The following is a 21,919-nucleotide window of genomic DNA, read 5'->3' as shown; positions in this document are numbered from 1 at the left end:
GCATTATTCCGCTGCGGCGGCCTGCGCGTATCCGCGCAGCCGTTCATGCAGGGCTTCGGCCGCGGCTGCGGCGGCCGGGGTCCACGCCTGGGCGCCGTCACACAGTGCTTCCAGTGCCAGGCATGCCCCGACGATGGGCTGGCGGCGCACGATCATGAAGGCGCCGGCTGCGGCATGGACCCAGTGCCGCAATGCCGGCAGGTCCTGCTGCGCAATGATGTGCGCTAACGCTGGCAGGTCTTGTTGCAGCTGCCGGCGCAGCATGGCTTCGTAGCGGCGGCGATCAGCGGTTTCTGCCTGGGAAGCCGCAGCTGGCTCGTCATTGGTGCGAGGGGCCGCGGCATGCCGGCGGCCGGGCAGGCCATGCAGGCACGCCTGCAGGTCCTGCAACGACGCCGGCTTGGCGATAAAGCCGGAAAAGCCGCGCAGGCGCCAGTCTGCGCATGGCTCGCTGCCAGTGAATGCGCTGAAGGCCAGTACCGGCATGTCGGGATGCTGCGCGCGCAGCAGCGCATGGCCGTCCATGACTGGCATATGGATATCGGTCAGCACGGCGTCGATGTGCGTGCTCTTCAGCTCCGCCAGTGCCTGCCTGCCGTTGCCAGCAACGATCGGGTGGCAGCCAAGTGCCTGCAGCTGTTCGGCGATCAGGGTCTGGTTCAGCGCATTGTCCTCGGCGACAAGGATCGTCAGCGGCGCCTCGGCCGATGCCGGGAGTGCCTGCGCCGCCGGCGCCGGGCCTTCGGCCGCCTGGGCCACGCAGTCGAGCAGCGCGCGGTGGCTGTAGGCCGTGACTTCGTGCATGCCGGGGGCGCACTGGCACGGCCGATGCGGGCCCTCCTGTGTCACCCACACAACCGGGACCTTTGCCGCATCGCGCAGGCCGGCCAGTGCGGCCAGGGGGTACTCTTCAGTGGCGACGATAACGCGTGGCACCTTGACCTGGAAAGACGCCAGTGCGGCCGCCTGCGATGCCAGCACATCGGCACGCCAGCCTGCCGTGGCGAGCCACGCGGCCAGGGCCTCGCCGGTACGCATGTGCTGGCACAGCACGACCACGTCGCCGCACTGCGCCGCGGCGGGCGGGACCGGCGGCAGCGGCGTGCCAGCGGCCGCCGGCAGCGGCACCGAGACCGTGAACGCGCTGCCCACGTCCGGCACGCTGTCCACGCTGATGCTGCCGCCCATCAGCTCGCACAGCCGGGCGCAGATCGACAAGCCCAGGCCAGTGCCGCCGTAGCGGCTGGCGGTTGCGGCATCGCCCTGCACGAAGGGCTGGAACACGCGCGCCGCCAGCGACGGCGGCATGCCGATGCCGGAATCGCTGACGCGGCAGACCAGCCGCTGCGTGCCGTGGTGGTCCTGGCGCAGCTCGCCGCTTAAGGTGATGCGGCCGCTGGCAGTGAACTTGAAGGCGTTGCTCAGCAGGTTGTTCAACACCTGCACCAGGCGCATGCGGTCGCCTGTGACCTCAGCATCCAGCGATGGCGACAGCTGCAGGTGGAAGCGGATGGGGCGGCCGGCCACCATCGGCGCATGGGTCAGCGCCACGCTTTCCAGCGCCTCGACGGGGCGGAAGGGCGCGTTGACCAGCCTGAGCTTGCCGGCATCGATCTTGGAAAAATCCAGCACATCGTTGACGATCCGGCGCAGCGCCTCGGCGGCGCTGTCCAGCGCCCTGAGCCGGGGCGCGTGTGCCGCCAGGCCGCTGCCGCGCGCGAGCAGCTCCAGGTTGCCCAGCAATGCGTTCAGCGGCGTACGGATTTCGTGGCTCATCGCGGCGAAGAAGGTCGAGCGTGCGCGCATCATTGCCTCGGTGGCCTGCTGGGCGGAGCGCAACTGCTCTTGCAGTGCCTGCTGCGCGGTGCAGTCCTGCACGGCGCAGAACAGCACTGCCTCATCGCGGTAGCGCGCCGGCGCGTAGGTGATTTGCAGGAAGTGCTGGGTGGCGTCGCCGTGGCCGGATGGCTCATCCGCCGGCACGCGCGGCGGTGCCGCGACGGTAAAGCTGGAAATGGACGCTTGTCCGCTGCTGCCACCGCATGGCTGTTTCTTGAACGCCTCCGCTACGGCATCGGGCAGGTGCCCATGGGGCTGCCATTGCAGCAGCACGCCGGCCAGCGGGTTCGACGTCAGGACGGCGTAGTCGTGCTGACGCACGATGCAAAGGCCGATCGGCGTGGCATTGACCAGCACCTGGTTCATCAGCTCGCTTTCCAGCGCACGCGAGGCTTCGGCGTGCGTGCGCCGCAGCAGGTGCCGGCTCCAGTAGCGCGCGGCCAGCCCGATGGCGCCGGTCAGCAGCAGCATGGCGCCGGCGATCACGGCCAGCTCCGCTGCCAGCGCCGTGCCCAGCATGCGATACGGCAGGTGGTAGACCAGCTGCCCGAAGCCTGCCGGCAGCGGCTGCACCAGCCGCATGCCCGATGGCGTGACATCCAGCCTGCTGTGCGACAGCAGGCGCGTGCCGGCTGCCACATCGTTGACGCTGGCCGAGGCCGCCGGCCAGTCTTGCGGCGATACATCGATGACCTGACCGGCTGGATTGAGCAGTGCCAGCAGCGCCGGATCCTCCGCGCGCTGCAAGTCGGCCAGGAAGGCGTGCAGGGGCACGCAGGCGGCCACCAGCATGGTGGGCGTGTCGCCGGCATAGGCGGCGCCGGCCAGCACCATGACCGGAGTGTCGTCCACGGGGTGGCGCAGCGGACCCACCCAGACCTGCTGCTCGCGCGCCGGCACGCTGCGGCCGCTGCGCTCCAGCAGCGCCTGGGTCAGCCATGTGCGCAGCAGCGGGATCAGCGCCGGGTCGAGCGCGAGCGGTGGCGCGCCGGCCTCGGGCTGGCTGATGACCACGGCGCTGTCCTCGTTCAGCGCGACCGCGTAGGCCCCGTGGTCGAGATCGAACGCCTGTTGCGTGGCCACCGCAGCCAGGGCAATCTGCCGCAGCCGCACGTACTGCGCCGGCAGCCCGGCGCCCCAGCCCTGCCGCGTTGCCTCGGTGGCAAGCAGGTGATAGTCCTTGCGCACGGCATCGACGTGGAGGCTGGCGGTGCCGGTGCGCCGGAAGGCCCCGAAGCCGGGATCGCGCGATGGCTCCGGTGCGGGTGCATCCAGGTTGTAGCGGATGCCCAGCACGGTGCGCCGCAGGAACGAGGACTCGTTATGCAGCAACTGCGAGACCGAGCCGGCGTACCGCGAGACGTCGCTGCGGCGGTAGTCCAGGTGTTGTTCCGTGGCCAGGCCGGCAAGCAGCAAGCCGGAGAACAGCACGATGGCGATCAGCACCGCGATGGTCACTGAATACTGGTGTTGCTGGCGCCTCGCATTGTCGGCAAGCGCGTCGAAGGCGCTGGCCAGGGTTTCACGGGTACGGTCGACGGTTTGCTGCATCGGCGGGTTCCGGCCGTGTCAGATCAGGCGGTTTTCATAGGCGTAGCGGATCAGGCCGGTATTGGTCTGCACCCCCAGCTTGCGCATGGCCACGGTCTTCTGGCTGGAGATGGTGCTGACCGAGCGGCCGAGCTTGCCGGCGATGTCGGTCAACTGCAGGCCCTGCACATAGAGCCGGATCACTTCCAGTTCGCGCTGCGTCAGTTCGGTGGCCGGTGCGCCGGCCAGCGTGGCGTGTTGCAGGATGGCGTGCACCGCGGGCGAATAGAAGCAGCTGCCGCCGGATGCGACGTGGATGCAGGCGCGCACGACCTCCTCCAGGTGGTCTTCCTTGCTGACGAAGGCGCGCACGCCAAGCTTCATGGCGCGGCGGATGATGGCGGGATTGGTCTGGGCGCTGATCACCACCACGCGCGTCAGCGGATGGCGACGCGCCAGGCGGCCCAGCAGGTTGAAGCCGTCCAGCGAGGTATCGCCGTGGCCCATGCAGAAATCGGTGATGGCGATATCGGCGTGATGTTGGTCCAGCGCGCCGAGCAACTCCGTGCCGTTGCGGCATTCGCAGCTGATCTGGGCACTGCCGCTGCGCTGCAGGCAGTCGCGCAGGGCGGCCACGACCAGCGGGTGGTCGTCCGCCAGGGCGACACGCAAGACTCCGTCGTACATAGCTATCTCCGGATGGGCGGCAACCGGTCCACGCCGGTTGCACTGGGCGATTGCGCCACCACAAATCCGAGATTCTGGCTATGTTCCGCACCTCCTTGAATCGTAATTCAGCTAGTTCAGGGAACTAGCTGAGGCGGGCATGGACACGGCCAGTTTGGGAAATGCGTGACCTGCCAATAGAACGGCGCCATGCCGCGATGCTTGACCTGGGTTTGCGCAGCATTGCGTCGCTTGTTCCGCGGCGAGCGCGGCCGGCTATTTGCCTTATGTCAATGCGTGGCGGAAGACGCATTCACGCAGCGGCAGGCAGGAGCGCCGCGAGAGAAAGTGAATTCGCGGTGACATCCCCGCATGCGCGCAGCGCGCCGGCTCCGGCACGGCGAACTTTCACGCTTCGGGGCACGGACCGCTGTCCTAGAATGAAGCTGACACGCGCCCCGCGGCGCGTGCACCGCGTTGGGGAACGCCATGCCCGTCTACCAATACCGCTGCGAGAAGTGCGGCCATATGTTCGAGAAAACCGAGCATCTCGCGGAACACGCCTCTGCCCATCCGAACTGCCCGAACTGCGGCAGCCAGTCCGTCCAGCACGCACCGGCCCCGTTCGTGGCAGTGACCCAGCGCAAGAGCTGAGTCCGCTGAGTCCGAACAACTACCTCCCAGGAGGGTTTGCGGCCCGCCGCAGTTGTGCGGCGGGCGCGCAGGTGTGCCGCCGGCCGACGGCCGCGGCATGTCTTTTCCAGGCGTGGTGCCCGTGCACCACGTGCGTTAGCGCTGCGCGCAAGCGGCGATCTCAACCTTGACGGAGGATGCCATGGCAACGAGACCGTTCACCGAATTTCCCGCCGACGAGCAGCAACAGGTCCTGCAGGTATGCAGGCAGGTCGGGCTGGCGGCCGAGATGTTCGAGATTTTCGAGGAAAGCCGCGAGGCCGGGGTGCGGCGCATCAGCGTGCGCCGGGTCGGCACGGACAAGACCAGTGTCTACGAGGCAGGCCCCGGTTCGGTCTGGGTCGAGGAATTCGAGAGCGACCTGGAGTGCGGCCTGTTCGGCCAGGTGACGGCCTGACGGCGAGGCTCAGTGCCGTCCGCGTTCGCCGGTGCGCGACACCACTGACGCGCCGGCGATCAGCTCCTTGAGCAAGGCCAGCGACGCCGCACCGCAGGTGCGGTACGGATCCAGTTCGGCGCGCGCCGAGAACTTGAGCAGGGTGGCGGTGTTGATGCGCGCCGCATTGACCTGGCCCATCGCCCAGCCGGCAAAGTCGCGCGTGCAGGTTTCCTCGAAATGCAGCAGGGTCACGTCGTGGTGGCGCGGGTCGCGTGCGATCGCCTGGAACAGCTGTGATACGTCCTGGCGGTCGCCTTCCAGCGCCTGCAGGAAGATGCCGTTGCCGTGGCACAGCACCCCGGTGATGCCGTGGCGCGGATTGCGTTCCAGGCTGGTGGCCAGGATGGCGTCGAGCAGGGCGGCGTCGATGGCCTGGCGGGCACGGCTGGCATAGAGCAGGCGGACTAGCATGGGCGTGGCGCTCGGTTGTGGCGGCTGGTGGGCGGGGCGTGCGGCCTAGCCGCGGTTGTGGTTCAGCAGCGTGAGGAACTCGCGGCGCAGGCTGTCGTCCTTCAGGAACGAGCCGCGCATCACGCTGTTGGTCATCTTGGCATCGGTGTCGCGCACGCCGCGCCAGTGCATGCAGAAGTGCTCGGCTTCCATCACGATGGCCAGGCCGTCGGGATTCATCTTTTCCTGCAGCAGGTCGGCGACCTGTGCCACCGCCTCTTCCTGGATCTGCGGCCGGCACATGATCCATTCGGCTAGCCGCGCGTACTTGGACAGGCCGATCAGGTTGGAATGCTGGTTCGGCATCACCCCTACCCACAGCTTGCCGATGATCGGGCACAGGTGATGCGAGCAGGCACTGCGCACGCGCAGCGGGCCGACGATCATCAGTTCGTTGAGCTGGCCGACGTTGGGGAACTCGGTCACCGGCGGCGCCTTGGCGTAGCGGCCGGCGAAGATCTCCTTCAGGTACATCTTGGCGACCCGGCGCGCGGTTTCCTGGGTGTTGTGGTCGTTGTCGACGTCGATCACCAGCGCGCGCAGCACGTCCTCCAGGCGCGCCTGCACTTCGGCCTGCAGCTGCTCCATCTCGCCCGGCTCGATGTGGTGCGAAATATTGTCGTTGGCGTGGAAGCGCTCCTGCGCGGCCTCGAGCCGTGCGCGGATGCGGGCGGAGACGCTGGGGGCGTGGGGGTGGCCGGCATCGTCGCCGGCGTTGCTGTCCTTCGCGCGGTGCGCCGCGTCCTTGCTGGTCATGGTTATGCGTGGTGGGATGGATGACTGCGCGGCGGGTGTGCCGGATTCACTATATGGCAGATGCCGTGGCCTCACAACCCGCACGGGGCATGGCAAGGTGCGGCGCGGTGGGCCGATTACGCCACAAGCCGACGTTGCTCCGTGAATAGTTCATGACATCGCTAAAGCCCGCGCCGCACAACGCCGACAAGCGCACATAATGTCTGCACAACGCCAGGCAGCCCGCCATAAAGCCGCCGGCACCCGGCCGCTGCAGCGCGCGGCCTGACTCTTTGTCGGGAATAACGTCATCATGCCGATTGCCTTTCCGTGCAGCAGCCTGATGCTGCTCCATGTGGTCACAGTGCCGCTGCCGGCCACGCCGGTGGAAACTGGCGTGGCGGAACACCACGCCAGTGCCGTGCGCCATGGCGCGACCGGCCTGCGCCGGCCCCTGCTGCAGGCCGCCAACACCCCCGCGGCCAATGACGCCGCTACCAGCTGAGCCAGCGCCTAAAGCAGCAAAAGCGCCAGTGCCGGCAGCATCGCTGCCGGCATCACCACGGCCCCCACGCGCAGGAACTGGCCGGCGCTGACCATATGCCCTTCGCGCCGCAGCGCCGTGAGCCACAGCAGCGTGGCCAGCGAGCCGGTGACGGACAAGTTGGGGCCAAGGTCAATGCCGATCAGCACGGCACCGGTCACGGCATGCGAGGCATGTCCGCCCGCCAGCGCCGAGGCGGCGATCAGGCCGGCCGGCAGGTTGTTGGCGATATTGCCCGCCAGCGCCACCACCGCGCCCACGCCCAGCAGGGCCAGTGCGCCGCCGTCGCGCGACGCCGCTGCGACGGCATCGGCCAGCTGGCCGATCACCACGGTCTGCTCCAGTGCCGCGACCAGCACGAACAGCCCCGCCACCATCGGCAACACCCCCCATGACACCTCGCGCAGCGCCGGCACCAGCAGCTCGCGCCGGGTCGCGCAGACCAGCAGCAGCGTGGCCACGCCCGCCGCGCAGGTCGGCCAGCCCAGGTCGTTGCCGCGCAGCGAGGCCACCAGCAGGATCAGCCCGGTCAGCACGATGCCCAGCGCGGTCAGCCGGGCCTGCGGCGACAGCGGCGGCACCGGCACGTCATGTTCGATGGGCTCGGCCAGCGCCGCGCGCTGGGTCCACCACAGCGCTGCCAGCGTGGCCAGCACCGCGGCCAGCGACGGCAGCGCGAAGCTCGCCAGCCAGCCCGCCAGCGGCGGCATGCGTGTGCCGAAGATGACCAGGTTGGCCGGGTTGGAGATCGGCAGCACGAAGCTGGCGGCATTGGCGATGAAGGCGCACGCGTACAAGTAGGGCAGCGGATGCCGGACCCGCGCGGCGCGGGTGGCGGCCAGCACCGCGGGCGTCAGCACCACGGCGGTGGCGTCGTTGGACATGAATGCCGTCACCAGCGTGCCGAAGCCGTACACCATCAGGAACAGCCGCGGCGCCGAACCGCGCGCCCGGCGCACGGCGAGCGCGGCGACGTGGTCGAACAGCCCGGTCTTGCGGGCCAGCTCGGAGATCAGCATCATGCCCGCGAGAAACAGGTACACGTCGTAGCCGCGCAGCACCGCCGCCAGCGCGTCGGGCAGCGTCATCAGGCCGGTGACGCACAGCAGCAGGGCGCCGGCGGCGGCCCAGAAGGCTTCGGGCAGGCGGAACGGGCGGAACAGGACGCCGGCCGTGGTCAGCGCGGCGACCGACCAGATCAGCAGCGGGGCGTGGCTGGACATCGGGATCGGGGACAGTGGAAAGCCGGAAGTCTACAGCCTGGCGTCCGCGGGGACGGCCGGCGTGGCAGCGCCGGGCGCCGGCAGGCCAGTTGTCTCGCTGGTGACAGGTGTCGGCGCGGGGGCAGCCGGGGCCGGCGCCGCGGTCCCGCCGAGGTTGCTGGCGACCGGATCGACCGCCGGCGCCGCCGCGGGTGCCGGCGGCGGGAAGCCGATGGCGGCGATGCCGTGGCTGCCATCGGCATACTCCGCGTACATCCAGTCATCTCCCACGCGGACCACGCCGGCGGGCGCTTCAGCTTCAGGCACGGGCACGCCCGCAAGGCGGCCCTCCATATAGGCGGCCCACACCGGCAGCGCGGTGGTGGCGCCGAACTCATGCTCGCCCAGGCTGCGGTTGTCGTCGTAGCCCATCCACGCCACCGTGACGACGCCGCCGGCGTAGCCCGCGAACCAGCCGTCGACCGAGTCATTGGTGGTGCCGGTCTTGCCGGCCACGTCGGCGCGGCGCAGGTAGCGGCGCACGCCGGCGCCGGTGCCGTCGTCGACCACGCTGCGCAGCAGGCTGTCCATGACGAAGGCGTTGCGGGCGCTGATCACGCGCGGCGGGGCCGGGCTGTCCGCGGCGTCCTCCGACTCGGCAGAGAACAGCACCTTGCCTTCGCTGTCGGTGATGCGCGCGATCAGGTAGGGCTCGATGCGGTGGCCGCCGTTGGCAAAGACGCCATAGGCCGCGGCCAGGCGCAGCGGCGAAGTGGTGCCGGTGCCCAGTGCCAGCGGCAGGTAGCGCGGCAGCCGCCTGGGCGCGAAGCCGAAACGGCTGGCGAACTCCGCCGTGTACGGGATGCCGATCGCCTGCAGCGTGCGGATCGCCGGCAGGTTGCGCGATTCCGCCAGCGCCTGGCGCACGGTGATAGGGCCGACAAAGCGCCCGTCGTCATTGGACGGCTGCCAGCGCGAACCATTGGGCAGCGGCGAGTCGTTGATCAGCGTGCCGGGCGACACGCCGCGCTCCAGTGCCGCCGCATAGACGAAGGGCTTGAAGGTCGAGCCCGGCTGGCGCTGCGCCTGGGTGGCGTGGTTGAAGCGGCTGGTGGCAAAGTCGGCGCCGCCCACCATCGCCTCGATTGCGCCGGTGGCGCTGTCCAGCGATACCAGCGCACCCTGCGGGCCCTGCGACAGGTCCTTGACGAACTTGCGGTGGCGCCGCGCGTAGCCTTCCAGCCCGCCGTGCACCGCATCGTAAGCCAGGGTCTGGCGCACCGACGACACCGTGGTGTAGACGTTCAGGCCGCGCGTGTAGGCCTCGTCGCCAAAGCGCTCGCGCGCCAGCTGGCGCGCGAGTTCGGCCACGTACTCGGCATGCCCGGCAAAGCTGCCGGGGCTGTCGTCGGAGATTGCCAGGCGCGCGGCGCGGGCCTCGCGGTAGTCGTCCTGGCTGATCATGCCCAGTGCCAGCATGCGGCCCAGCACATATTCCTGGCGCCGCTTGGCGCGCGGGAAGTTGACCACCGGGTTGATGGACGAAGGGGCCTTGGGCAGCCCCGCCAGCATCGCCGCCTCGGCCAGCGACAATGACGCCAGCGGCTTGCCGAAGTACGCATGCGCGGCGCTGCCGAAGCCGTAGGCATGCTCGCCCAGGTAGACCTGGTTCATGTACAGCTCAAGGATGCGGTCCTTGGGCAGGGTCTGGTCGATGCGCCAGGCCAGCAGCATTTCATACCACTTGCGCGCCAGCGTCTTCTCGCGCGACAGGTAGAAATTGCGCGCCACCTGCATGGTGATGGTGGACGCGCCCTGCGCATAGCCCTGGCCCAGGTTGGCCAGCGCGGCGCGCAGCACGCCGGGAATGTCGACACCCTCGTGCTCGTAGAACTGGTCGTCCTCGGCTGCCAGCAGCGCCTGGACCATGCGCGACGGCATCTGCCCGAAGGGGATGAACTCGCGGTGCTCGCTGCCGAACTCGCCGATCTGCACATTGTCGCTGGTGTAGATCCGCAGGGGCACGTCGGGCCGGTAGTCGCGCAGGGAGTCGACTGCGGGAAGCTGCCGCAGGCTTACCACCGCGGCAAAGCCGGCAAGCAAGGCACCGGCTGCAGCCAGTGCCAGTACGGCGCCGCCTGCCTTGACTGCGATTTTTTTCATGCGCGCATTTTACCCGCTGCCTGACTGGCGCTAGCGGCCGGCCGCCAGCGGCAGCGGGTTGCCGAGCTCGTCATGGTCGATGGGCGGCGTGCCGGTGGCGGCCGGCGGTGCGGGCTGGGCTGTAGCCACGCGCAGCCTGGCCTGGCCGTGATGCCGGGCAAATTCGCACAGCGCCAGCCAGGTTTCCTCGCGTTCGATAATGGTGAAGTGATTCGTGGCTGGCACGGTCTGCAACGCCACCGGGCCGGGCCAGGCAGCCATGAGCCGTTCCGAGCATTCATGCGGCACCACTTCATCGGTCTCGGCCAGCAGCACCTTGGTGCTCTGCACGACCTTCTTGCAATGCGAGATCGAATCGAAATGGTGGCGCATCAGCTGGCGCAGCGGCACCAGCGGGAAGCGCTTGCGCACCAGTTCAAGCAGCGAGTCGTAGGGCGTGATCAGCTGCAGGCTGTCGAAGTCCTGCAGATCCGCCAGCTGGATCGCGACGCCGGTGCCCAGGCTGCGGCCCACCACATGCACCCGGGTGTCGGGGAAGACACGCCGCGCATGCAGCAGGAACTGGCTGGCGTCGGCCACTGCGGCGCCCTCGGACGGCAGGCCGTCGGAGTGTCCCAGGCCGCGGTAGTCATAGGTGGCGAAGGCCATGCCGGCGGGCAGCCAGCGCGCGTACTGCAGCGTTTCGAGCACATCCTCGCCACGCCCGGGCAGGTAGAACAGCAGGTCGCGCACGTTGTCGCCGGGGCTATGGTAGATGTAGCCGCGCACCACGCCGCCGGGGATCAGGTGCGAGTAGCCAATGATGCCGTCGGGCAGGTCGCGCGGCGGACGCCGGCGTGCATCGAACAGCAGCCGTTCCTGGTTGAGCGTCAGGTAGGTCCAGTAGCAGGCGAAGCCGCTGGCAGTCATCAGCGCGGCTGCCAGCGTACGGCGGGTGATCAATGGCATGGCTAGTCTTCAGTGTCGCTGCCAGGCGGGGCGCACCAGCGCCGGCCTTGCCGCCCAGCCGCGCAGCCTACCTCATTTTTGTCAGGCGCGAGCGCGCAGCGCAAGCCGCCCGGCGCAGTTCTTGTACGATATACCTCATTCACGCGCGCGCACCCCCTCCCGAGACGGCGCGCATACGGAGCAAACGGGCATGAGCGAGCAGAAACACGAGCAATACCGCGCCGAAGAGGCGCAGGCCATGGAACGCGTGGTCGCGGCCACGCGGCAGGTGCAGGTGGCCTTCACCGCGTTGCAGGCCCACTATCCGCCGCAGGGCAGCGGCAAGCCTTCCAAGCTTGCGCTGCAGACGTTCGATGCGGCGCTGCAGGCGCTGGAAGATGCCCAGGCCACCTTCGACGAAATCCTGAACGACCTGCTCGACGAAAAACGCTGACCCCGGCCCGGCATGGCGCGGGGGCAATACATGGCCGGGAGCCTGTGATAAGGTTGCCGGACTACAGCCGCCCGGCCTGCCGCCGCACCTGAGCTGCACGGCACGCGCCACGGGACGGCAGGCAGCGGCCGCGACGCGCGCCGCCTGCTGATACAGGAGACCCGCCGCCATGCACCGTGCCGCCCATCCCGCTGCGCCTTCCGATGTCGCCCGCCAGGCTGCCCATGTCGACCCGGCCGATGCCGACCGCGCTGGCCTGATCGCCCGCGCGCATGCGCGTTCGGCCGGCTTCGGGCTGGATGTGCGCCATGCGCCCGGCTTCGATGCCGTCAGCCCGCGCGCGCTGGGTGAGCTGGTGGACGCCAGCCGCGACTTGTACCGCCATGCCTTGCCGGTGATGGAGACCCTGCACGCGCAGATCGCCAATACCGACAGCATGGTGCTGCTGACCGACAGCAGCGGCGTGATCCTGCACAGCCTGGGCGACGGCGTATTCGTCGCGCGGGCGCGGCGCGTGGCGCTGGCACCGGGGGTATCGTGGTCGGAGCCGAGCAAGGGCACCAATGCCATCGGCACCGCACTGGCCGAGGCCCGTCCCACCCTGATCCATGCCAGCGAGCATTTCCTCGAGTCCAACCACCAGCTGACCTGCTCCTGCGCGCCGATCGCCAGCCCGACCGGTGCCATCCTGGGCGCGCTCGATGTCAGCGGCGATCATCGCGGCTTCCACCGGCACACCATGGCGCTGGTGCGGATGTCGGCGCAGATGATCGAGAACCACCTGTTTGCCAACCACTTCCCGGACGCGCTGCTGGTGCGCTTCCATGCGCGGCCCGAGTTCGTCGGCACGCTGTTCGAGGGCGTGGCGGCGTTCTCGCCCGACGGCGCCTTCCTGGCTGCCAACCGCAGCGGCCTGTTCCAGCTGGGGCTGGCCCCGCACGCGCTGGCGGACGCCGGTTTTGCCGGGCTGTTCGGCCAGCCGGTGCGCGCGGCGATGCAGGCGCGCGGTGGCGCGGCGGGATCGCTGCAGACGCTGACGCTGCCCAGCCGGGTGCAGGTGTTTGCCCGCATCGAATACCTGGCCGCGCCCATCGCGGTGCGCCAGCCCGGCGCCGAAGACCCGCTGCCGCCGGCACTGGCCGCGCTCGATACCGGCGACGCCGCGGTGGCCGCGGTGCTGCGCCGCGTGCGCAAGGTCAGCGGGCGCGATATCACCATCCTGGTCCAGGGCCGCACCGGCACCGGCAAGGAGTGGCTGGCGCGCGCCATCCACGCCGCCTCGCCGCGCGCCGGCGGGCCTTTCGTCGCGGTCAACTGCGCGGCCATCCCCGAATCGCTGATCGAGGCCGAACTGTTCGGCTATGAAGAAGGCGCCTTCACCGGCGCGCGTCGCCGCGGGAGCGAGGGCAAGGTCGTGCAGGCGCACGGCGGCACGCTGTTCCTGGACGAGATCGGCGACATGCCGCTGGCACAGCAGGTGCGGCTGATGCGCGTGCTGCAGGAGCGCGCGGTCACCCCGCTGGGCAGCGCCCGCGCGCTGCCGGTCGATGTGCGCGTGGTCTGTGCCACCCACCGCGACCTGCGCGCGATGATTGCCGATGGCGCTTTCCGTGAAGACCTGTACTACCGCATCAATGCGCTGGCCGTGACCCTGCCGCCGCTATGCGAGCGCAGCGACCTGCCGCTGCTGGTCGATCGCATCCTGCAGCGGCAGTGCGAAGAAGCCGGCCTGCCGTCCCCGGTGCATGTCGACGCGCAGGTGCTGGCGCTGCTGCGCCGGCACCCGTGGCCGGGCAATATCCGGCAGCTTGCCAACGTGCTGCGCACCGCGGCGATCCTGGCGGAAGGGGAGGCGCAGATCGGGGTGGAGCACCTGCCGGAAGGGTTTGAGCAGGAGTGCGGCGATGAGGCGGAGCGCTGTGACGCGGCGGCTGCCGTGCAGGCGCCGGCGCCATCAAAGTCCGCCCGCATGCGCGACTGGGAAGCAGGCCTGATCCGGCAGGCGCTCGCCAGGCACGGCGGCAATGTCAGCCACGCGGCGCGTGAGCTGGGGGTGTCGCGCAATACGATCTATCGGAGGTTGAGGGAGGGGTTGGAGGGCGACGAGGAAGCGGAGCGCTGAAGGCCTTCCGATCCCGCTTGTTTGCTCCCTCTCCCGCTTGCGGGAGAGGGAGCACTCCGTCGGCAAGCAACTACCGACATCAGCAAGCAATCATCCTCACAACCCCGGCTGCGCCGCGAGCCACGCGGCCTCTTCATCGCTGAACAACTCCGACCGGGTCAGGAACCGCTTCCCCGTCCGTCCCTCCAGCGAGAACATCCCGCCCGCCCCCGGCACCACATCGATCACCAGCCGCGTGTGCTGCCAGTACTCGAACTGCGCCCGCGTCATGTAGAACTGCGCGCCGCCGATCTCGCCCAGGCAGACATCGGCCTGCCCCACCAGCAGTTCGCCGGCGGGGTAGCACATCGGCGCGCTGCCGTCGCAGCAGCCGCCGGACTGGTGGAACATCAGCGGGCCATGCCGCGCGGCCAGCTCCGCGATCAGCGCGAGCGCGGCCGGGGTTGCCACCACGCGTGCGACCGGCGCGGTGGCGGGAGCGGACGTCGGGCCCGCCATGGTCAGAAGAACCCGAGCGCGTTGGGGCTGTAGCTCACCAGCAGGTTCTTGGTCTGCTGGTAGTGGTCGAGCATCATGCGATGGTTCTCGCGGCCGATGCCGGACTGCTTGTAGCCCCCGAATGCCGCATGCGCGGGGTAGGCGTGGTAGCAGTTGGTCCACACGCGCCCCGCCTGGATGCCGCGGCCCATGCGGAATGCGCGCGCGCCGTCACGTGTCCAGACACCCGCACCGAGCCCGTAGAGCGTGTCGTTGGCGATGGCCAGCGCTTCTTCCTCATCCTTGAAGGTGGTCACCGAGACCACCGGCCCGAAGATCTCTTCCTGGAAGATGCGCATCTTGTTGTGGCCGGCGAACACGGTCGGCTTGACGTAGTAGCCGCCCGCGAGGTCGCCGTCCAGCACGTTGCGCTCGCCGCCGGTGAGGCACTGCGCGCCTTCCTTGCGGCCCAGGTCGATGTACGACAGGATCTTCTCCAGCTGTTCGGCGGACGCCTGCGCGCCGATCATGGTGCCGGTGTCGAGCGGATGGCCCTGGCGGATCGCGGCCACGCGCTTGAGCGCGCGCTCCATGAAGCGGTCGTAGATCGATTCCTGGATCAGCGCGCGCGACGGGCAGGTGCAGACCTCGCCCTGGTTCAGCGCGAACATGGCAAAGCCTTCCAGCGCCTTGTCGAAGAAGGCGTCGTCGGCAGCCAGCACATCCTCGAAGAAGATGTTGGGCGACTTGCCGCCCAGCTCCAGCGTCACCGGGATCAGGTTCTGCGACGCGTACTGCATGATCAGCCGGCCGGTGGTGGTCTCGCCGGTGAAGGCGACCTTGCTGATGCGCGGGCTCGATGCCAGCGGCTTGCCGGCTTCCAGGCCGAAGCCGTTGATCACGTTGACCACGCCCGGCGGCAGCAGGTCGCCGATCACTTCCATCAGCACCAGGATCGAGGCCGGCGTCTGCTCCGCGGGCTTGAGCACCACGCAGTTGCCGGCGGCCAGCGCCGGCGCCAGCTTCCAGGTGGCCATCAGCAGCGGGAAGTTCCACGGGATGATCTGGCCGACCACGCCCAGCGGCTCATGGAAATGGTAGGCAATGGTGTCGGCGTCGATCTCGGAGATGCCGCCTTCCTGCGCACGGATGCAGCCGGCGAAGTAGCGGAAGTGGTCGACCGCCAGCGGCAGGTCGGCGGCGGTGGTTTCACGCACCGGCTTGCCGTTGTCGATGCTCTCGGCCACGGCCAGCAGCTTCAGGTTGGCCTCGATGCGGTCGGCGATGCGGTTCAGGATATTGGCGCGCTCGGTGGTCGAGGTGCGAGCCCACGCGGCCTTGGCGGCGTGCGCGGCGTCCAGCGCGGCGTCGACATCCTGCTGGCCGGAGCGCGGCACGCGCGTGAACGGCTTGCCGGTGATCGGCGTGGTCGATTCGAAGTACTCGCCGCCGGCGGGCGGCACCCAGGCGCCGCCGATGTAGTTCTCGTACTGCTGCTTGTAGGGGTTGCTGACGCCCAGCTGGGCGATTTCCGCCATGTTCATGTCTCGCTCCGTTCAGAGATTTCTGTGGTGTCGTCACGGCATTCCGGCCGTGCGCACGGCAGGCAGATCGCAAGAGCTGTGCCGGGGCGTGAATCGAACGAAAAAACGGGGAAAAGCGGGGGGCGCGTGCGCGTGGCACGGGTGGGAGATGTCACGCGCCGGCACGGCTGTGCCAGCGCGTGACACCGGGTGTTCCAGAATGGAACACCCGGGGCAGGGCTTACCCCTGCCGCTGGCGCCGGCTGTCGGGCACGAAGTGCCGGAGCGAACCGTCGCCATAGGCGCGCTGCACTTCGGATATCACCACGTGATAGCCGTCATACCACTTGCGGTACTGGCGCTTGGCGTCCAGGTGCCGCGGGTGGGTGGCGAAGGCCTGCAGGGAGTCCTTGTCGCGCCAGTAGTAGCTGGCGTTGGACAACTGGCCATCTGGCGAGCGCCAGGACTCGGCACCGACAAAGCCGGGTATGCCGGCGGCGATCTCGTCGATCAGGGCGCTAAGGCGGTGGAACTCGTCATCGGCCTGGCCGGGCCGGTAAATAAAGGCTGCGATATACATCAGGGGCTCTGCGTGGGAAACGGGTTCAGGCCGGGCGTGAGGTCAGCACCAGCCGCAGCGCCAGCAGCACCAGCACGGCTGCCAGGCCGCGCGACTGCAGTGTTGCCGCCTTGGGATGGCGTGACAGGAAGCGGCGCACGGTGCCGCCAGCCGCGCCGAGCAATGCGTGAAACACGGTGGCGATCACCGTCAGGACCAGGCCAAGCTCAAGCAGCTGCCGGGCCACGCCGCCCTTGCCGGGATCCACGAACTGCGGCAGGAAGACCATGAAGAACAGCAGCGCCTTGGGATTGAGCAGGCTGTTGAGCATGGCGCGCACGAACACCGAGCGCAACGACGCCTGCGTCACCACTGCCTCTTTCAGCGCAAGCGGCTGCCGCAGCGCCTTGACCGCCATCCACAGCAGATAGGCCGCGCCGGCATAGCGGATCAGGTCGAACGCCGGCGCCCACGCCATCACCAGGGCGGTGATGCCGGTGGCTGTCAGGACCGTGAGGATCAGGTCGGCCACGGCAATCCCCAGTGCCGTCGCAACGCCGCCCCGAGGGCCATAGGTGATGCCATGTGCCATCACGAAGGCCATGTTCGGGCCGGGTGACAGGAGCAGCAGCATCACTGCCGCGGCGAAGACCGACAGGGTGGTCAGGGCAATCATGTGCAGGAAATGGTTAGCGTTGACTAGGCATGCAGGCTATTCTTCTAGCCTGATACACGCAAAGCATTGTTCTAGATACAAAGCATGGCCCACGCGCGCTACAAAACCATTGTTGACGAGATTGCCGCGCGCATTCATCGCGGCGAACTGCCTCCGGGCACGCAACTGCCGACGGTGCGTGCGCTGATGAAGCAGTACGGCGTGGCGCTGGCGACCGCGGCACGCGTCTACGTCGAGCTGGAGGCCGTCGGCCTGGTGGTCGGCGAGACCGGCCGGGGCACGTTCGTGCGCGATACCTCGCTGCCGCGTGGCCTGGGGCTGGAGCAGCATCCGGTGCGCGCCGGCGCGGTGGACCTGACTTTCAACTATCCGTCGCTGCCCGGGCAGGTTGAACTGTTGCGCGATGGCTTGCGCAGCATCGCGGCTTCGGGCGACCTTGACGCGTTGCTGCATTCCGCGCCGCAGGGCGGGCGCCCGCACGAACGGCAGGCCGTCGCCCGGCACCTGCGCAACCGCGGCATCCGGGTGCCGGGCAGCCAGGTGCTGATCGTCAACGGCGCGCAGCAGGGCCTGGCGGTGACGGTGATGGGGCTGCTCAATCCCGGCGACGTCTTGGCGGTTGACGCGCTGACGTACCCGGGCATGAAGGCGCTGGCGCAGTTGTATCGGCTCGACCTGGAGCCGTTGCCGGTGACCGCCGCGGGCCTGGACCTGGATCGCCTTGGCGCGCTCTGCAAGCGGCGTCCGGTGCGGGCGGTCTACACCATGCCGACCATGCACAATCCGCTGGGCTATGTCATGAGCGAGGCGGACCGCGGTCGCCTTGCGGCCCTGGCGCAACGGCATGATCTGCTGATCATTGAAGATGGCGCCTACGCCTTCCTTGCCGAACCGGCGCCGAAACCGGTGTTCACCTTCGCGCCAGAGCGGACCGTCTACGTCTCGGGCCTGTCGAAGAGCGTGGCATCGGGACTGAGGATGGGGTTTGTCGCGGCGCCCGCGCCGCTGGTGCCGGCGCTGGAACGCGCCATTCGCGTGTCAACCTGGAACACGCCGTCGCTGACCGTGGCGCTCGGCTGCCTCTGGATCGAAGCCGGCATCGTCGATGACCTGGAAGATCGCAAGCGCAAGGATGCCCGGCGCAGGCAGAGCCTGGCGCGGCGCATCCTGCGCGGCTGCCGCGTCACGGCGCACCCGTCTTCATACTACCTGTGGCTTGAACTCGAGGAGGACCTGCGCGCCGACCAGGTCGTGGCCGCCCTGGAGCACGAGGGTGTGCTGGTGACGACGGCCGAGCCGTTCGCGGTCGGCGCGAGCGTGCCGCATGCGCTGCGGCTGGCGCTCGGGTCGATTTCCATGGATGCGCTGGAGCAGGCGTTGCGCAAGGTCCGGCGGGCGGTGGCCGGCTGAAGCTGCGGCAAAGGCTGCCGCGTCAGCGGAACACCAGGGTCCTGCCGCCGTTGCGCAGGACCCGATGTTCCGCATGCCATTTCACCGCACGCGCCAGCGCCACGCATTCCACGTCGCGTCCGATGGCGGTCAGCTGTGCGGCGTCCATGGCATGGTCCACGCGCGCGACTTCCTGTTCGATGATGGGGCCTTCGTCGAGGTCGCCGGTCACGTAGTGCGCTGTGGCGCCGATCAGCTTGACGCCGCGCTCATAGGCTTGCGCGTACGGGCGCGCGCCCTTGAAGCTGGGCAGGAAGGAATGATGGATGTTGATGGCGCGGCCCTCCAGGCGGCGGCACAGGTCGTCGGACAAGACCTGCATGTAACGGGCCAGGACGACCAGGTCGATGCTGTAGTCGCAGACCAGGTCCCACAGCCGCGCTTCTTGCGCGGCCTTGCCTTGCGGCGTGGCATTGAGCAGGGGCAGGTGATGGAACGGGATGTCGTAGCTCGCTGCAAGCTGGTAGAAGTCCTTGTGGTTGGAGACGATGGCCGGAATCTCGATGGGCAGCTGGCCGGTGCGGTAGCGGAACAGCAGGTCGTTCAGGCAGTGGCCGATCCTTGACACCATCAGCATCACGCGCGGCTTGCGCGCGGCGTCGTGGAGGGACCAGTCCATCTCATGCGCGGCCGCCACGCCTGCCAGCGTGCTGCGCAGGGCAGCGAGCGCATCGCCGGCATCCTGGCCTTCGGGCAGCGGCCGCTGGAAGTGCACGCGCATGAAAAACCGTGCGCTGTCGCGATCGCCGAACTGCGCGGAATCGACGATATTGGCGCCGGCTTCCACCAGCAGCGCTGAAACGGCATGGACAATGCCGGGACGGTCGGGGCATGACAGCGTCAGGATGTAGCTGGCGGTTTCGGTCTGGATCACTGGCATGGGCACTCCGGTATCCGCTTGCATCGAGGTTCAGGCCTTGGTCCGCTCGCTGGCCGGATCGTACGGCGCGCGCAGGTGGATGCGCGCGGGCAGCAGTTCCCCGGCCAGGTCTACGTGATACTTGCCGCCCTCGATCCATGCCGCGTCGGCCGGACCATCGGCGCGTGCCAGCAAGCCCATGCCCACTGGACAGCCAAGGGTGTGGCCGAACGCGGCCGACGTGACGAAGCCGGCCGGGCGCACGGTGCCGTCCGGGGCGGTGCGCAGGATCGCCTCGCCGCCCCAGAGCATGGCCTCGCTGGCGCCGTCCAGCGTGACCACGGCAACGCGCCGCCGCACCTGCGCGGCACCGCCGGCAGCGCGCAGCTTGAGCAGCGCTTCGCGCCCGCGGAACGGGATGTCCGTGTTCAGCTTGCAGGCAAACGACAGCCCGGCCTCGAACGGATGGATGTCGGTGGTCAGTTCGCGGCTCCAGGCGCGGTAGCCCTTCTCTATACGCAGCGATTCGATGGCGTAGTAGCCGGCGTTGACCAGTCCGAAGCGTTTCCCGGCCTCGTGCAAAGTGTCATGGACGCCCACGGCGAATTCCACCGGGACATACAGCTCCCAGCCCAGTTCGCCCACATAGGTCAGGCGTGTGGCGCGCACCGTGGCATAGCCGAGATCGATCTCTTTCGAGGTGCCGAACGGGAACGCCTGATTGGAAAAATCGGTGCGCGACACGCTCTGCAGCAGCTCGCGCGAGCGCGGGCCCATCACCGCCAGCACGGCGTACTGCCCGGTGACATCGACAATCGCGCAGCGCTTGTCGGCCGGAATCAGGCGCTCGATATAGTTGAAGTCGCGCGTGGTCTGCGCCGAGCCGGTCACCAGCAGGTACTGGTCGTGCGCCAGCCGCGTCACGGTCAGGTCGGATTCATAGGTGCCGCGATCGTTGAGCATGGCGGTGTACACGGTCTGCCCCGGCGGCACGGCCACGTCGTTGCTCATCACGTATTGCAGCACGGCCTCGGCATCGGCACCCTTGACGATGTACTTGGAGAACGAACTCATGTCGAACAGCGCCACCGCCTCGCGGCAGGCGCGGTGTTCCGCGCCGCTCCACGGCAGCCAGTTCTGTTGCCCGAACGAGTAGCGGATCTCGGGCGATTGTCCGGCAGGCGCGAAGAAGTTTGGCCGCTCCCAGCCCATCTTGCTGCCGAAATTGGCGCCGGCAGCGTGCAGGTGGGCATAGAGCGGCGAGCGCCGGAACGGCCGCGCCGTATCCAGTTCCCGGTTGGGCCAGGGCATCGCGTAGTGCAGGCCCAGCGTTTCCCTGACGCGGTCGTGCAGCCAGCTTTGGTTGCCGTTGAAGCCGGCAAAGCGGCGGATATCGACCGGCCACAGGTCCATGGTCGGGTCGCCCGCGACGATCCATTCCGCCAGTGCCATGCCGGCGCCGCCGGCAGACGCGATCCCCATTGAGTTGAAGCCCGCGCCCACGTAGAAATTGCGCAGCTCGGGCGCTTCGCCGAGGATGAAGTTGTTGTCCGGCGTGAAGGACTCGGGCCCATTGTAGAACTGCTTGACCTGCGCCGACTCCAGTGCCGGAACGCGGATCAGCGCGTTCTCCATCAGGATCTCGAACTGATCCCAGTCATCAGGCAGCAACTGGAACTCGAACGGCTCAGGAATGCCCTGCATGCCCCACGGCTTGGCATTGGGCTCGAAGCCGCCCATCACCAGCCCGCCCACTTCTTCCTTGAAGTAGATGAAGCCGTCCGGGTCGCGCATCACCGGCAGGTCAGGATGCACGCCGGCAATGCGCTCGGTGACGATGTAATAGTGCTCGGCCGAGTGCAGCGGCACGGTCACGCCGCACATCTGCCCGACCTGGCGCGCCCACTGGCCGGCGCAGTTGACGACGATCTCCGCCTCGATGCGGCCTTCGTCGCCGGCCTTGTTGCGCCAGCTCACGCCGGTGGCGCGGCCATCGCGGGTATGGATCGCGGTGATCTTCGTATCCTGCGCGATGACCGCACCGCGGCTGCGCGCGCCGCGCGCCAGCGCCTGGGTCAGGTCAGTCGGGTTGGCCTTGCCGTCGCCCGGCAGCCAGACCGCCCCAAGCAGGTCGTCAGTGCGCATCACCGGCCATAGTTCGCCGGCCTGGGCGGGCGAGATCACCTCGCAATCCACGCCATAGGCCCGCGCCACCGCCGCGGTGCGGCGCAGTTGCGTCATGCGTTCCGCGGTGCGCGCGACCGACAGCGAGCCGCATTGCTTCCAGCCGGTGCCGAGGCCCGTTTCCGCTTCCAGTTCGCTGTACAGCTGGGTGGAGTAGCGGATCAGTTTCGTCATGCTTTCCTGCGAGCGCAGTTGCCCGACCAGCCCGGCCGCGTGCCAGGTGGTGCCGCAGGACAGTTGTCCCTGTTCCAGCAGGACCACATCCTTCCAGCCGAGCTTGGTCAGGTGATAGGCGACGCTGCAACCGATGATGCCGCCGCCGATGATGACGACGCGGGAGTGGGATGGGATGACAGGGGACATGGCGGGAAAACCTCGGCAGGAAAGGGTTTGGCGTTGCCTGCCATGTTATGCAAAAAAACGCCAAC

At 68.6% G+C, this 21,919-nt stretch carries 19 protein-coding genes; 6 read left to right on the top strand and 13 right to left on the bottom strand.

Going from position 1 to position 21,919, the window contains the following annotated elements:
• Positions 1-3: 3 nt before the first annotated feature.
• The gene (locus AC3WRI_RS00145; protein WP_492292296.1) at positions 4-3,390 is read right to left on the bottom strand and encodes an ATP-binding protein; all 3,387 of its coding nucleotides are present in this window, start codon (positions 3,388-3,390) and stop codon (positions 4-6) included.
• 18 nt (positions 3,391-3,408) lie between these two features.
• A complete protein-coding gene (locus AC3WRI_RS00140; protein ID WP_011617566.1) occupies positions 3,409-4,056 on the bottom strand; it encodes a response regulator in 648 nt (215 codons plus the stop codon).
• 468 nt (positions 4,057-4,524) lie between these two features.
• On the opposite strand from AC3WRI_RS00140, the gene AC3WRI_RS00135 reads away from it, so the two are divergent.
• Positions 4,525-4,689, top strand: coding sequence for an FmdB family zinc ribbon protein (locus AC3WRI_RS00135; RefSeq protein WP_010812787.1), 165 nt, complete (start codon positions 4,525-4,527; stop codon positions 4,687-4,689).
• Between the two features lie 181 nt (positions 4,690-4,870).
• Positions 4,871-5,125, top strand: coding sequence for a hypothetical protein (locus AC3WRI_RS00130; protein WP_010812788.1), 255 nt, complete (start codon positions 4,871-4,873; stop codon positions 5,123-5,125).
• 9 nt (positions 5,126-5,134) lie between these two features.
• On the opposite strand, the gene AC3WRI_RS00125 is transcribed toward AC3WRI_RS00130, so the two are convergent.
• Together AC3WRI_RS00125 and folE are read right to left on the bottom strand one after the other, a co-directional pair.
• Positions 5,135-5,578 carry a BLUF domain-containing protein gene (locus tag AC3WRI_RS00125; RefSeq protein ID WP_010812789.1) on the bottom strand — a complete coding sequence of 148 codons (444 nt, stop codon included), beginning with the start codon at positions 5,576-5,578 and terminating at the stop codon, positions 5,135-5,137.
• Positions 5,579-5,623: 45 nt separating this feature from the next.
• The gene (gene folE / locus AC3WRI_RS00120; protein WP_011617565.1) at positions 5,624-6,373 is read right to left on the bottom strand and encodes a GTP cyclohydrolase I; all 750 of its coding nucleotides are present in this window, start codon (positions 6,371-6,373) and stop codon (positions 5,624-5,626) included.
• 292 nt (positions 6,374-6,665) lie between these two features.
• Between folE and AC3WRI_RS00115 the strand changes: the two genes are divergently transcribed.
• Positions 6,666-6,857 (top strand): hypothetical protein, encoded by a 192-nt coding sequence (locus AC3WRI_RS00115; RefSeq protein WP_010812791.1) that lies wholly within the window; start codon positions 6,666-6,668, stop codon positions 6,855-6,857.
• An 8-nt stretch (positions 6,858-6,865) separates the two neighbouring features.
• Here the strand turns inward: AC3WRI_RS00115 and AC3WRI_RS00110 are convergent, their stop codons facing one another.
• Genes AC3WRI_RS00110 through AC3WRI_RS00100 form a run of 3 tightly spaced genes read right to left on the bottom strand, consistent with a single transcriptional unit; the run spans position 6,866 to position 11,209 of the window.
• On the bottom strand, positions 6,866-8,119 hold the full coding sequence (locus tag AC3WRI_RS00110) for an arsenic transporter (RefSeq protein WP_010812792.1): 1,254 nt from the start codon (positions 8,117-8,119) through the stop codon (positions 6,866-6,868).
• A 30-nt stretch (positions 8,120-8,149) separates the two neighbouring features.
• Positions 8,150-10,261, bottom strand: coding sequence for a penicillin-binding protein 1A (locus AC3WRI_RS00105; RefSeq protein ID WP_492292294.1), 2,112 nt, complete (start codon positions 10,259-10,261; stop codon positions 8,150-8,152).
• A 30-nt stretch (positions 10,262-10,291) separates the two neighbouring features.
• Positions 10,292-11,209, bottom strand: a complete 918-nt coding sequence (locus AC3WRI_RS00100) for an alpha/beta hydrolase (RefSeq protein ID WP_011617563.1) — start codon at positions 11,207-11,209, stop codon at positions 10,292-10,294.
• 190 nt (positions 11,210-11,399) lie between these two features.
• Between AC3WRI_RS00100 and AC3WRI_RS00095 the strand changes: the two genes are divergently transcribed.
• Together AC3WRI_RS00095 and AC3WRI_RS00090 are read left to right on the top strand one after the other, a co-directional pair.
• The gene (locus AC3WRI_RS00095) at positions 11,400-11,642 is read left to right on the top strand and encodes a hypothetical protein (RefSeq protein WP_010812795.1); all 243 of its coding nucleotides are present in this window, start codon (positions 11,400-11,402) and stop codon (positions 11,640-11,642) included.
• Between the two features lie 169 nt (positions 11,643-11,811).
• Positions 11,812-13,764, top strand: a complete 1,953-nt coding sequence (locus AC3WRI_RS00090) for a sigma-54-dependent Fis family transcriptional regulator (protein WP_058696534.1) — start codon at positions 11,812-11,814, stop codon at positions 13,762-13,764.
• 96 nt (positions 13,765-13,860) lie between these two features.
• Here AC3WRI_RS00090 and AC3WRI_RS00085 read toward each other — a convergent pair whose 3' ends face one another.
• From AC3WRI_RS00085 to AC3WRI_RS00070, 4 genes are all read right to left on the bottom strand, one after another.
• A complete protein-coding gene (locus AC3WRI_RS00085; protein WP_010812797.1) occupies positions 13,861-14,262 on the bottom strand; it encodes a DUF779 domain-containing protein in 402 nt (133 codons plus the stop codon).
• Positions 14,263-14,264: 2 nt separating this feature from the next.
• Complete coding sequence (gene adh / locus AC3WRI_RS00080) at positions 14,265-15,785, bottom strand: aldehyde dehydrogenase (RefSeq protein WP_010812798.1); 1,521 nt, start codon at positions 15,783-15,785, stop codon at positions 14,265-14,267.
• A gap of 220 nt (positions 15,786-16,005) precedes the next feature.
• A complete protein-coding gene (locus tag AC3WRI_RS00075; RefSeq protein WP_010812799.1) occupies positions 16,006-16,344 on the bottom strand; it encodes an antibiotic biosynthesis monooxygenase family protein in 339 nt (112 codons plus the stop codon).
• A 25-nt stretch (positions 16,345-16,369) separates the two neighbouring features.
• Complete coding sequence (locus AC3WRI_RS00070; RefSeq protein WP_492292292.1) at positions 16,370-16,999, bottom strand: LysE family translocator; 630 nt, start codon at positions 16,997-16,999, stop codon at positions 16,370-16,372.
• 84 nt (positions 17,000-17,083) lie between these two features.
• Between AC3WRI_RS00070 and AC3WRI_RS00065 the strand changes: the two genes are divergently transcribed.
• The gene (locus tag AC3WRI_RS00065) at positions 17,084-18,409 is read left to right on the top strand and encodes an aminotransferase-like domain-containing protein (protein WP_492292290.1); all 1,326 of its coding nucleotides are present in this window, start codon (positions 17,084-17,086) and stop codon (positions 18,407-18,409) included.
• 22 nt (positions 18,410-18,431) lie between these two features.
• On the opposite strand, the gene purU is transcribed toward AC3WRI_RS00065, so the two are convergent.
• Entirely contained in the window at positions 18,432-19,328 is an 897-nt protein-coding gene (gene purU, locus AC3WRI_RS00060) for a formyltetrahydrofolate deformylase (RefSeq protein WP_041688172.1), read from the bottom strand.
• A 30-nt stretch (positions 19,329-19,358) separates the two neighbouring features.
• The gene (locus tag AC3WRI_RS00055) at positions 19,359-21,854 is read right to left on the bottom strand and encodes a GcvT family protein (RefSeq protein ID WP_011617558.1); all 2,496 of its coding nucleotides are present in this window, start codon (positions 21,852-21,854) and stop codon (positions 19,359-19,361) included.
• Positions 21,855-21,919 lie beyond the last annotated feature (65 nt).

The sequence above is a fragment of the Cupriavidus sp. FW305-27 genome (genome assembly GCF_058787995.1).
This window is presented reverse-complemented; position numbering and strand designations above follow the sequence as displayed.

What these genes read in the sequence shown, in the direction of transcription:
- AC3WRI_RS00145 (WP_492292296.1), bottom strand. Translation starts at nt 3,390, where the DNA reads ATGCAGCAAACCGTCGACCGTACCCGTGAAACCCTGGCCAGCGCCTTC.
- AC3WRI_RS00140 (WP_011617566.1), bottom strand. Translation starts at nt 4,056, where the DNA reads ATGTACGACGGAGTCTTGCGTGTCGCCCTGGCGGACGACCACCCGCTG.
- AC3WRI_RS00135 (WP_010812787.1), top strand. Translation starts at nt 4,525, where the DNA reads ATGCCCGTCTACCAATACCGCTGCGAGAAGTGCGGCCATATGTTCGAG.
- AC3WRI_RS00130 (WP_010812788.1), top strand. Translation starts at nt 4,871, where the DNA reads ATGGCAACGAGACCGTTCACCGAATTTCCCGCCGACGAGCAGCAACAG.
- AC3WRI_RS00125 (WP_010812789.1), bottom strand. Translation starts at nt 5,578, where the DNA reads ATGCTAGTCCGCCTGCTCTATGCCAGCCGTGCCCGCCAGGCCATCGAC.
- folE (WP_011617565.1), bottom strand. Translation starts at nt 6,373, where the DNA reads ATGACCAGCAAGGACGCGGCGCACCGCGCGAAGGACAGCAACGCCGGC.
- AC3WRI_RS00115 (WP_010812791.1), top strand. Translation starts at nt 6,666, where the DNA reads ATGCCGATTGCCTTTCCGTGCAGCAGCCTGATGCTGCTCCATGTGGTC.
- AC3WRI_RS00110 (WP_010812792.1), bottom strand. Translation starts at nt 8,119, where the DNA reads ATGTCCAGCCACGCCCCGCTGCTGATCTGGTCGGTCGCCGCGCTGACC.
- AC3WRI_RS00105 (WP_492292294.1), bottom strand. Translation starts at nt 10,261, where the DNA reads ATGAAAAAAATCGCAGTCAAGGCAGGCGGCGCCGTACTGGCACTGGCT.
- AC3WRI_RS00100 (WP_011617563.1), bottom strand. Translation starts at nt 11,209, where the DNA reads ATGCCATTGATCACCCGCCGTACGCTGGCAGCCGCGCTGATGACTGCC.
- AC3WRI_RS00095 (WP_010812795.1), top strand. Translation starts at nt 11,400, where the DNA reads ATGAGCGAGCAGAAACACGAGCAATACCGCGCCGAAGAGGCGCAGGCC.
- AC3WRI_RS00090 (WP_058696534.1), top strand. Translation starts at nt 11,812, where the DNA reads ATGCACCGTGCCGCCCATCCCGCTGCGCCTTCCGATGTCGCCCGCCAG.
- AC3WRI_RS00085 (WP_010812797.1), bottom strand. Translation starts at nt 14,262, where the DNA reads ATGGCGGGCCCGACGTCCGCTCCCGCCACCGCGCCGGTCGCACGCGTG.
- adh (WP_010812798.1), bottom strand. Translation starts at nt 15,785, where the DNA reads ATGAACATGGCGGAAATCGCCCAGCTGGGCGTCAGCAACCCCTACAAG.
- AC3WRI_RS00075 (WP_010812799.1), bottom strand. Translation starts at nt 16,344, where the DNA reads ATGTATATCGCAGCCTTTATTTACCGGCCCGGCCAGGCCGATGACGAG.
- AC3WRI_RS00070 (WP_492292292.1), bottom strand. Translation starts at nt 16,999, where the DNA reads ATGATTGCCCTGACCACCCTGTCGGTCTTCGCCGCGGCAGTGATGCTG.
- AC3WRI_RS00065 (WP_492292290.1), top strand. Translation starts at nt 17,084, where the DNA reads ATGGCCCACGCGCGCTACAAAACCATTGTTGACGAGATTGCCGCGCGC.
- purU (WP_041688172.1), bottom strand. Translation starts at nt 19,328, where the DNA reads ATGCCAGTGATCCAGACCGAAACCGCCAGCTACATCCTGACGCTGTCA.
- AC3WRI_RS00055 (WP_011617558.1), bottom strand. Translation starts at nt 21,854, where the DNA reads ATGTCCCCTGTCATCCCATCCCACTCCCGCGTCGTCATCATCGGCGGC.